This is a genomic window from Sphingopyxis sp. KK2 (assembly GCF_001990265.1).
In the GTDB taxonomy this organism is placed as follows: domain Bacteria; phylum Pseudomonadota; class Alphaproteobacteria; order Sphingomonadales; family Sphingomonadaceae; genus Sphingopyxis.
This window is the reverse complement of the sequence record NZ_LYVN01000167.1, coordinates 1-7,727: the sequence shown is the minus strand read 5'-3', so window position 1 is coordinate 7,727 and position 7,727 is coordinate 1. Positions and strand designations below refer to the sequence as shown.

General features: G+C 67.0%; 9 protein-coding genes. 4 read left to right on the top strand and 5 right to left on the bottom strand.

Annotated elements, in window-relative coordinates; all coding sequences use genetic code 11:
- From B1A78_RS19125 to gluQRS, 3 genes are all read right to left on the bottom strand, one after another.
- Positions 1-431: cob(I)yrinic acid a,c-diamide adenosyltransferase (locus B1A78_RS19125; RefSeq protein WP_077148488.1), on the bottom strand; the 431-nt coding region annotated here is incomplete at its 3' end.
- A 32-nt stretch (positions 432-463) separates the two neighbouring features.
- Positions 464-694, bottom strand: coding sequence for an HIG1 domain-containing protein (locus B1A78_RS19120; protein ID WP_077148487.1), 231 nt, complete (start codon positions 692-694; stop codon positions 464-466).
- Positions 695-703: 9 nt separating this feature from the next.
- Entirely contained in the window at positions 704-1,555 is an 852-nt protein-coding gene (gene gluQRS / locus B1A78_RS19115) for a tRNA glutamyl-Q(34) synthetase GluQRS (RefSeq protein ID WP_077148486.1), read from the bottom strand.
- A gap of 171 nt (positions 1,556-1,726) precedes the next feature.
- Between gluQRS and B1A78_RS19110 the strand changes: the two genes are divergently transcribed.
- The 4 genes from B1A78_RS19110 to ppc all read left to right on the top strand — a co-directional run bounded on the left by B1A78_RS19110 (position 1,727) and on the right by ppc (position 6,107).
- Positions 1,727-2,293 (top strand): HNH endonuclease, encoded by a 567-nt coding sequence (locus B1A78_RS19110; protein ID WP_077148485.1) that lies wholly within the window; start codon positions 1,727-1,729, stop codon positions 2,291-2,293.
- Between the two features lie 78 nt (positions 2,294-2,371).
- The gene (locus tag B1A78_RS19105) at positions 2,372-2,797 is read left to right on the top strand and encodes a YbaY family lipoprotein (protein ID WP_077148484.1); all 426 of its coding nucleotides are present in this window, start codon (positions 2,372-2,374) and stop codon (positions 2,795-2,797) included.
- Between the two features lie 106 nt (positions 2,798-2,903).
- A complete protein-coding gene (locus B1A78_RS19100; RefSeq protein ID WP_077148483.1) occupies positions 2,904-3,350 on the top strand; it encodes a hypothetical protein in 447 nt (148 codons plus the stop codon).
- A gap of 78 nt (positions 3,351-3,428) precedes the next feature.
- On the top strand, positions 3,429-6,107 hold the full coding sequence (ppc, locus tag B1A78_RS19095) for a phosphoenolpyruvate carboxylase (RefSeq protein ID WP_077148482.1): 2,679 nt from the start codon (positions 3,429-3,431) through the stop codon (positions 6,105-6,107).
- Positions 6,108-6,213: 106 nt separating this feature from the next.
- Here the strand turns inward: ppc and B1A78_RS19090 are convergent, their stop codons facing one another.
- Positions 6,214-6,732, bottom strand: coding sequence for a hypothetical protein (locus B1A78_RS19090; protein ID WP_077148481.1), 519 nt, complete (start codon positions 6,730-6,732; stop codon positions 6,214-6,216).
- A gap of 151 nt (positions 6,733-6,883) precedes the next feature.
- Positions 6,884-7,687, bottom strand: coding sequence for an SDR family oxidoreductase (locus B1A78_RS19085; protein ID WP_077148480.1), 804 nt, complete (start codon positions 7,685-7,687; stop codon positions 6,884-6,886).
- Positions 7,688-7,727 lie beyond the last annotated feature (40 nt).

Here is a 7,727-nt window from a genome sequence, read left to right as displayed (position 1 = left end):
CGTTCGGCGCGGCGCGAAATGGCGCGCGCGAGGTGAAGCCGCGCCGCCGCCTCGGTCCCGCCGGGCAGGATGAAGCTTTTGAGCGGCTCGAGCCCCTCGTTCATCGCATCGATCTCGTCCTCGAGCCGCGCGATTTGCGTGGGCACGATGCGCAGCGCCATTTCGTGCGGGCCGAAGCCGAACTGGATGTCGGCGGGGGTGGCGAGGTCGGCGCCGAGGTCGAACAGTTCGTTCTGGATGCGCGACAGCATCGCGGCTTCGTCGCTGCCGGCGTCGAGCGCCGCGACCGCGACGCCGATCGCGCTGTTCGCTTCGTCGACGTCGCCGATCGCCGCCATCAGCGCGTCGGACTTGGCGACGCGCGATCCGTCGACGAGCCCGGTGGTGCCGTCGTCGCCGGTGCGCGTGTAGATCTTGTTGAGCTTGACCATCTATCGTGCCTGCGCCGGGCGGGGCTTGGTCGTCAGGACCCACCGCCCGCGGCGAACAGGCCGACGAGCACGAGCAGGATGATCGTGATCGCCTGCCATTTGACGCGTGCCATCATCATCTTGTTCTGCATCACCTGATTTTCGTGCGCCGTCCCGTCCATCGCGGCGCGGTGCCCCTGCGAGAAATAGAAGAGCCCGCGTGCAAGCGAGAAGAGGACGAAACCGGCAGCGATGACGACGCCGAGGATGAGCAGGATGGACATGCGCCCTATCTAGGGCATTTGCAGCGAATATCCAGTGGGAAGCCGGCCCATGAGCAGATCGGCGGCGAGCGTGCGGCCGTCGACCCCGGCGGCACGCAGCGAAGCGAGCGACGCGGCCGCGTCGCGCTTCGCCAGCCTTTTTCCGTCGGCGCCGCAGACGAGCGCATGGTGGCGATAGAGCGGGGTCGGCAGGTCGAGCAACGCCTGGAGCAGCCGGTGGACGTCGGTCGAGGCGATCAGGTCGGAGCCGCGGATGATGTGCGTGATCCCCATCATCGCATCGTCGAGCGTGCTGGCGAGATGGTAGCTGGCGGGGGCGTCCTTGCGCGCGAGCACGACGTCGCCGTGGGCGAGCGGGTTGGCGCGACGAAGCCCCTGCTCCTCCTCTTCCCACTGCAATTCGCCCGCGCGGTCACTCGCCTTTGCCATGTCGAGGCGCCAGCAATGCGGCTCGGTGGCGAGCCGCCGTTCGCGCTCGGGCGCGCCGAGATGGCGGCAGGTGCCGGGGTAGATCGCTCCAGATGGCCCGTGCGGCGCGGCGAGGCTCGCGGCGATATCGGCGCGGGTGCAGAAACAGGGATAGACGAGGTCGCGGCGGCGCAGGTCGTCGAGCGCCGCCTGGTAGGCGCCGAGGCGCGCCGACTGGCGCACGGGTTCGCCGGCCCAGTCGATGCCGAGCCAGCCGAGGTCGGCAAGCGAGGCGGCGACATAGGCCTCGCGCGAGCGGCTGCCGTCGATGTCGTCGATACGGATATGGAAGGCGCCGCCCGCGCGCTGCGCCGCATCATGAGCGAGCAGCGCGCTATAGGCGTGACCGAGGTGGAGTTCGCCGGTCGGGCTGGGGGCAAAACGGGTGCGCATGGTTTAGATCATATTTTCCACATGCTGTGGGACTCTCGGGGAAATCTTTCCATATGTTGCGGCAGATGCCCCCTTGACGTCAGATTCCGATGCGTCATGTAATGACCCTGTCACTTGGGGAAGGCAGTGGCGCGCCAACCCGAGAAGCAAAGGGGGCAGCGTTACCAAGCCATGTTCCATCCCGATCTTGCCCGGCATCCCGACAGTTGCCCCGCGCTTGTTTTGAACGCCGACTATACGCCGCTCAGCTATTACCCGCTCAGCCTGTGGCCTTGGCAGACCGCGGTCAAGGCGGTGTTCCTCGACCGCGTGACGATCGTCGAAAATTACGAACGCGAAATCCATTCGCCGACGCGCACGATGCCGATCCCGAGCGTGATCGCGCTGCGCCAATATGTGAAGCCGTCGCAATATCCGGCCTTCACGCGCTTCAACCTGTTCCTGCGCGACCGATTTTCGTGCCAATATTGCGGGTCGGGCAAGGACCTGACCTTCGACCATGTCGTGCCGCGCCGGCTGGGCGGACGCACGACGTGGGAGAATGTCACCACCGCCTGCGCACCGTGCAACCTCAAGAAGGGCGGGCGAACCCCGCAGCAGGCACATATGCCGATCCACCGCCAGCCGTGGCGCCCGACCTCGTGGCAGTTGCAGGACAATGGCCGCTGCTTCCCGCCGGGCTATCTGCACACGAGTTGGATCGACTGGCTGTACTGGGACGTCGAGCTGGAGGGGTGACGCAGCGACGCGGCCGGGACAGCACAGGTTCAGGCGCCGCGGCCTAGCAGGTCGTCCGCCACGCAAAAGGAGAACCCCATGGCCCGCTTCGCCCGCACGCTGATCCTCGGCCTTGCCGCCGCACCGCTGCTCGCCGGCTGCGCGACGATGATGCCGGGCGAAAAGCCGGTTACGGTGAGCGGCACGATCACCTATCGCGAGCGCATCGCGCTGCCGCCGACGGCGCAGGTCGAGGTGCAGCTCGCCGACGTCAGCCTGGCAGACGCCCCGTCGCGCACGATCGCGCAGCAGAGCTTCACCGCCGACGGACGGCAGGTGCCCTTCGCTTTCTCGCTGACCGTCGACGAACGCCGGCTCGACCCGCGCGGCAGCTATGCGGTGTCGGCGCGGATCACCGACGCATCGGGCAGACTGATGTTCATCACCGACACGCGGAACAGCGTGCGCTTCGACGGTCGGCCGGCAATCGACATGGGCACGCTGGTGATGGTCAAGACGCGCTGACGTCACCCCCCAACAAATGCTGGATCGCCGCCGCCGCCAGCGATAGCGAGGCCGGAGGGGTGCGGGCGCACGGGGCGTGTGCCTGGCCCGCAACGGGGGGAATATCATGGCCTATGAAGGCGGTTCGGGTAACACGTTCAAGAATCTCTGGTCGCCCGACCTGACGACGCGCGCGGGGGCGCTCAATGCCGCGCAGACCGCGTCGCTCGCGCTGTATATCGTCGGTTTCGGTCGGCTGTTCCTGCTGTGGCTGACGGTCGGGTTCGACAATCTGGTCGCGCTGATCGGGCAGGCGAATCCGATATTGCTGATCGCGGTCGCCGAGATCGCGCTGATGCTGATCGCCGCGACGATGCTGCGGTCGGGGCGCGGCGCGATCCTCGCGGTGATTGCCGCCGCGCTCTATGCGATCGGCATGCTGGTGAGCGGCACGATCTTCAGCTGGATCGTCGGCATCATCATGTTCGCGGCGATGGTCGGCGGGGTTCGCGGCGCCTGGGCGCTGAGCCGGGGTCGTGGTTTCAGCGACGACGTCATCGACACCTTCGCCTGAACCGCGCCCACGCATGGCATAGCTATGCGCGTCCATCGCTTGCTTGACCCTGCACCTTCGCAGGTGCAGCAAGTGCGCATGGGGCCTCCGATCCAGATCTCGCAAAATCCCGACATCCGCTATCTTGGGCGGATATTGGGCGACGTCATCCGCGCCTATGGCGGCGACAAGCTGTACCGCCAGACCGAATATATACGCTCGGTCAGCGTCGACCGGCATCGCGGCATCGCGGGCGCCGAGGCGAGCGATGCGGGGCTCGATGCGCTGAGCCTCGACGACACCATCGCCTTCGTGCGCGGCTTCATGCTCTTCTCGATGCTCGCGAACCTCGCCGAGGACCGGCAGGGTATCGCTGCCGAGCCCGAGGCGACGGTCGCCGCGGCACTGGCGCGGCTGAAGACCGACGGGATCGACGCCGATGCGGTGGCGCAGCTGATGAGCGCCGCGCTGGTCGCGCCGGTACTCACCGCGCATCCGACCGAGGTGCGGCGCAAGTCGATGCTCGACCACAAGAACCGCATCGCCGAGCTGATGCTGCTGCGCGACGCAGGCGCCGAGGAGACCCCCGAGGGCGACATCGTCGAGGATGCGATCCGCCGGCAGATCGTGCTGCTGTGGCAGACGCGCCCGCTGCGCATGGAAAAACTGTTCGTCGCCGACGAGATCGACAATGCGCTGACCTATCTGCGCGACGTCTTCCTGCCGGTGGTGCCCAAGCTTTATGCGCGCTGGGAAAAGGAGCTGGGGCAGCGCCCCGCAAGCTTCCTGCGCGTCGGCAGCTGGATCGGCGGGGACCGCGACGGCAATCCCTTCGTCACCGCCGAGACACTCGCCATGGCGACCGGCCGTAATGCCGCGGCGGTGCTCGGCCATTATAGCGACGCCGTCCATGCGCTCGGCGCCGAACTGTCAGTGTCGGCGGGGCTGGCTCCCGTGCCCGCAGCGGTCGAGGCGCTGGCCGAGGCGAGCGGCGACACCGCGCCGAGCCGCCGCGACGAACCCTATCGCCGCGCCTTGTCGGGCATCTATGCCCGGCTGACCGCGACTTTTGCCGCGATCACCGGCAAGGCGCCGCCGCGCCCCTCGGCGCTGAAGGGCGAACCCTATGCGGCGCCCGAGGATTTCCGCCGCGACCTCGTCACCTTGGCCGACGGGCTGGCGGCGAGCGGCGAGGGCCAGCTCGGCGGGGTCGGCGCGCTCGGACGGCTGATCCGCGCGGTCGAGGTGTTCGGTTTCCACCTTGCGACGCTCGACATGCGCCAGAACAGCGCGGTCCACGAACGCGTACTCGCCGAAGTGCTGCGCGTCGCGGGGGTGTGCGACGATTATGCGGCGCTGGACGAAGAGGCACGCATCGCACTGCTGACCGCCGAGCTCGCGAGCGACCGGCCGCTCGCCGCATCGTGGCACGAATGGAGCGAGGAGACCGCGGGCGAGCTCGCGATCGTGCGCGCCGCCGCCGACGTCCGCGCGCGACTGGGCCCCGATGCGATCTGCCAGTGGATCATCTCGATGGCGCAGACGCTGTCCGACCTGCTCGAGGTCCATGTGCTGGCGCGCGAGGCGGGGCTGTGGCGGAGCGGCGAAGCGGCGGGCCAGTCGAACCTGATGGTCGTCCCTTTGTTCGAGACGATCGCCGACCTCGACAAGGCGCCCGCGATCATGGCGCGCTATTTCGCGATGCCCGCGATCGGGCCGCAAGTGGCCCGGCGCGGGCATCAGGAAGTGATGATCGGCTATTCGGATTCGAACAAGGACGGCGGGTACCTCACCTCGACCTGGGGGCTGCACCAGGCGTCGCAGGCGCTGACCCCGGTGTTCGCGGCGGCGGGTCCGTCGATGCAATTGTTCCACGGCCGCGGCGGCGCGGTCGGGCGCGGCGGCGGCAGCGCCTTTGCCGCGATCCGCGCCCAGCCCGCGGGCACGGTGCAGGGCCGCATCCGCATCACCGAACAGGGCGAGGTGATCGGCGCCAAATATGGCACGGCGGACAGCGCGGCGACCAACCTCGAATCGATGGTGTCGGCGAGCCTGCTCGCGAGTCTCGAACCCGAGGCGCTGGGCGCAGCCGACTGCGTGCGCTTCACCGCCGCGATGGACGCGCTGTCGGACAGCGCCTTTGCCGCCTATCGCGGACTCGTCTACGACACGCCGACCTTCAAGGATTTCTTCCGCGCGATGACGCCGATCGCCGAGATCGCGACGCTGAAGATCGGGTCGCGGCCGTCGAGCCGCACCAAATCGACCGCGATCGAGGATTTGCGCGCGATCCCATGGGTGTTCAGCTGGGCGCAGGCGCGCGCGATGCTGCCCGGCTGGTACGGGACGGGGGAGGCCTTTGCGGGCTTCGCCGATAAGGCTCTCTTGGCAGACATGGCGGCGAGCTGGCCCTTTTTCGCGGCGCTGCTCGGCAATATGGAAATGGTGCTCGCGAAGTCGGACATGGGGATCGCGGCGCGCTATGCGGGGCTCGCGGCGCATGTCGACGGGCATGACGCCATCTTCCGCCGTATCCGCGACGGGTGGAACCGCGCACATGACGGGCTGCTCACCATCACCGGCCAGACGCGGCTGCTCGAAAAGAACCCCGCGCTTGAGGCGTCGATCCGGCTTCGCCTGCCCTATATCGAACCGCTCAACCTGCTCCAGATCGAGTTGATGAAGCGCCACCGCGCGGGCGAGACCGACCCGCGCATTGCCGAAGGCATCCAGCTGACGATCAACGCGAGCGCGACGGCGCTGCGGAACAGCGGGTAGGCCTAAAACACTTCGTCATTGCGAGCGAAGCGAAGCAATCCAGAGCGGTCTGCGCCTGCTCTGGATTGCCGCGTCGCTTCGCTCCTCGCAATGACGAAGGAGAGGTTCAGCTCTTGGTGATCAGCACTTCGCCCTTGCTGGTCGCGCCGTCCGGCCCGAACTTGATCGTGAAATCATTGCCGTCCTTGTCCTTGCCCGCGAGCGTGTCGCCGGTGCGGCTGACCTGGACCGATTTCTTGGCGAATTCGCCGGCCATCCAGTCGGCCGCCTTGGCGGGCGCGGCGGGGGAGGTGAAACCGAGTTTGACCACCGCCGTTTTGGCGCCGCCCTTGTCGTTCGCGTCGACATTGACATTGGTCACCTGGCTGCCCGGATAGAGCTTTACCCCATCGATGTCGAAATCGCCGGTGACGTCGAAATCGACGAAGTCGGGGACATTGATGTCGATATCGACCCCGTCGCCGCCGATCTTGACCTTGCCGCCGCCGTCCTTGCTCGACGTGATCTGGACGCCGCCATGCTCATCGCCGGCGTTGATCGAGATTTCGGGGCCGGTCTTTTTCTCTTCCTCCTGCCCGCAGGCGGCAAGGATGAGCATCGGGGGGATCAGATAAGCGAAGCGCATGGGCTTTCTCCTTGGTGCATTAGTTAGATAATACACCTTGGGAAGGGCCGAGTCAAATTTCCTGTCTCTCGTCACCTCGGACTTGCTCCGGGGCCTGCCTTTTCTGACGAAGAAAGGCGGGTGCCGGGTCAAGCCCGGCATGACGAACGGTTTACGCGTCGATGCTGGTCTTCAGATCCCCGTGGACGAGCCCACCGTCGACCGCGATCGTGTCGCCGACGACATAGTCGCCCGCTTTCGACGCGAGGAAGATTGCGGCGCCAGCCATATCCTCGGGCACGCCGATGCGCTTCACCGGGATGCTCTTCGCCACCGCGTCGCCATGGTCGCGCGCCGCCTTGTTCATGTCCGACTGGAAGGCGCCGGGCGCGATCGCGGTGACGATGATATTGTCGGTGACGAGCCGCGCCGCGAGGCGCTTGGTGAGGTACAGGATCGCCGCCTTCGACGCGTGGTAGCTGTAGGTTTCCCACGGGTTCAAACGCAGGCCGTCGATCGAGCCGATGTTGATGATCTTCGCCGGACGCTCAGGCGTACCCGCCGCCTTCAGCAGCCCGTGCAGCGCCTGCGTCAGAAAGAAGGGCGATTTGACGTTGATGTCCATCACCTTGTCCCAGCCCGCCTCGGGGAAACCTTCAAAGGGTTCGCCCCAAGCCGCGCCGGCGTTGTTGACGAGGATGTCGAGGCGTTCCTCGCGCGCCTCAAGCTCCTTGGCGAGCGCGCGGCAGCCCTCGACCGTCGCGAGATCGACCGGCAGGCCGATGACCTTGCCCGGGTAGCGCGTCTCGAAATCGGCGACGGCTTCTTCGATCTGCGCACTCTTGCGCGCCGAGATATAAACGCGCGCCGCGCCGGCGGCGAGATAACCCTCGACGATCATCTTGCCGATGCCGCGCGAACCGCCGGTGACGAGCGCGATGCGGCCGTCGAGGCCGAACATGTCCTGAAGGTTCATAACGTCGTCCTTTCGACTCCCTCCTCTTCAGGGGAGGGTG